The sequence below is a fragment of the Pseudomonas sp. GW821-FHT03A09 genome (genome assembly GCF_059421065.1).
Genome location: NZ_JBWKUX010000031.1, coordinates 1 through 2581, shown reverse-complemented (window position 1 = coordinate 2581; position 2581 = coordinate 1). Strand labels below are relative to the sequence as shown.

Annotated in this window: 1 protein-coding gene; it reads left to right on the top strand. The window is 61.3% G+C overall.

Annotated elements, in window-relative coordinates:
• Positions 1-2581 (top strand): DUF6531 domain-containing protein (locus AC07V4_RS26895; protein ID WP_492638756.1); only part of this gene is annotated, 2581 nt, incomplete at both ends.

The following is a 2581-nucleotide window of genomic DNA, read 5'->3' as shown; positions in this document are numbered from 1 at the left end:
TGCCGTTTGAGTGGACGCGGTTGTATCGCACCAGTGCGGTGGAAGTGGATTGCGGGCTAGGGTTTGGCTGGAGTCATGCGCTGGCGCATCGGTTGGTGGTCTCAGGCGATTCGGTGGTGTGGACCGACCATGAGAACCGCTCCACTGAGTTTCCTTTGCCGAATGAGTCGCGCCCGGCAATCACCAATAGCCTGGCCGAAGCGGCGATCTATTTAGGGGCGTTGCCGGATGAATTAGTGCTGGCGCAGGCATCGCGTTTTTACCACTTTCGCGACGGTGTGCTGACCGCCATCAGCGATGCGTACGACAACCGGCTGCGCATTTTCCGAGATCGTTCGGGGCGCATTGAGCGGCTGGATAACGGCGTGGGTCGCTCGCTGTTCTTGCGCTATGAGCTGGGCCGCATCGTGGCGGTGGACTACCAGGTTCATCGCGCCAAAGGCCATGAATCCTTCGTTTGGGTGACCGAGCAGACCGTTGTTTCCTACGCCTACGACGAACTGGGCCGACTGGTGTCGGCGACCAATGCCGTCGGTGAACGCGAGGTTTATCGCTACGACGATCAGCACGTCATTCTTGAGCGGCAGTTGGCCGGTGGCGCGAGTTTCTACTGGGAATGGGAACGCGCCGGCAAGGCCGCGCGCTGTATCCGTCACTGGGCCAGCTTTGCGCAGATGGACACGCGTTATGCCTGGGGTGACGACGGCCAGGTCACTGTGCACAACGCCGATGGCAGCCTGGAAGTCTACGTGCACGACCCGCGCGCCCGGCTGGTGCAGCGCATCGATCCGGACGGCGCCGAGCATTTTAAATCCTATGACGCCAAGGGCCGGCTGACGGTTGAGCAAGACCCGCTCGGCGCGGTGACGGCGTATCAGTACGACGATGCCGGACGCTTGGTGGCGCTGTTTCCGGGCGAGGACGAGCCGACCTCCTACGAGCATGACAACGGCTTCGTACGGGTGGTGCGGCGCGGTCAGGCGGTCTGGAAGTATGATCGCAATGATCAGGGCGATGTGACGCGTAGGACCGATCCCGACGGCCACATCACCGACTACAGCTATAACAAACGCGGGCAACTGACGGGGGTTTGGTACCCCGATCACAGCTGCCACCGGCTGGTCTGGAATGAACGCGGGCAGTTGCTGGAGGAGCAACTACCGAATGGCGGGATCAAGCGTTATCGCTATGACGACCTGGGCCGACGCATTACCCACGAGGACGAGCATGGCGCGCTGACCCAATATGAGTGGAACGAGGTTGGCCGACTGGTCCAAATCGTCCTGCCCAGCGGCGACACTCGGAAATACAGCTACAACCCCTACGGAAAAATCACCGCCGAACGCGACGAACTCGGCCACGTCACCCGCTACGAATACGCCGACGGATTGCACCTGATCAGCCGCCGCATCAACGCCGACGGCACCCAGGTCCAGTACCGCTACGACAACGTGCGTTTGCTGCTCACCGAAATCGAAAACGAAGTCGGCGAGACTTACCAACTCCAGTACCACCCCAATGGCCTGATCCAGCAGGAAACCGGCTTCGACGGCCAGCGCACGGCGTATGCCTACGACCTCAACGGCAACCTGCTGGAAAAGATCGAACACGGCGACGATGGCAGTCAGCTAATCACCCGCTACGAGCGTGACCACGCTGGGCGCCTCGTACGAAAAACCCTGCCCGATGGCGAGGTTGTGGACTATGCCTACGACCGCCAAGGCAACCTGCTCAGCGTCGACGACGGTCACTGGGCGTTGGCCTACGAGTACGACCGCCAAAACCGCCTCACCGCCGAGCACCAAGGCTGGGGCACCCTGCGTTATGGCTACGACGCCTGTGGTCAGCTAAAACACCTGCGCCTGACAGACAACAACCGCATCGCGTTCAACCACGACAAAGGCGGCCACCTCTCCACCGTCGAGTTGAATGGTGCGCAGCTCACCTCACACCTGTTTAAACACGGCCGCGAACACCAGCGCCAACAAGGCCAACTGCTCAGCCACTACCACTACGACGACCAGCACCGCCTGCACGCCCACACCGTCACCCAGCAAGCACACACCCTTTACCAGCGCCAATACGACTACGACCAGACCGGCAACCTCACCCGCCTGCTCGACACCCGCAAGGGTCAACACGACTACCACTACGACCCCCTCGCCCGCCTGACCCGCGCCGACCATTCGCAAGACGTGCAAGAGCGTTTCGGCCACGACCCGGCGGGTAACCTGCTGATGCAAAACCGCCCGGGGCCGGACATCGTCGCGGGCAATCGCCTGATGATCCAGGGCGATCATCACTACGACTACGACGCCTTTGGCAACCTGATCCGTGAACGACACGGCAAGGGTCAGTCACTGGTCACCGAATACCGTTACGACTGTCAGCATCGGCTGATCGCCATCACCACGCCCAACGGCCAAACCGCCCGCTATCACTATGACCCGTTTGGACGGCGCATCAGCAAAACCGTGGGCGAAAACACCACGGAGTTTTTTTGGCAAGGCGACAAGCTGATTGCCGAGCATCAGGCGCAACGTCATCGCAGTTATGTCTACGAGCCGGACAGCTTCCGGCC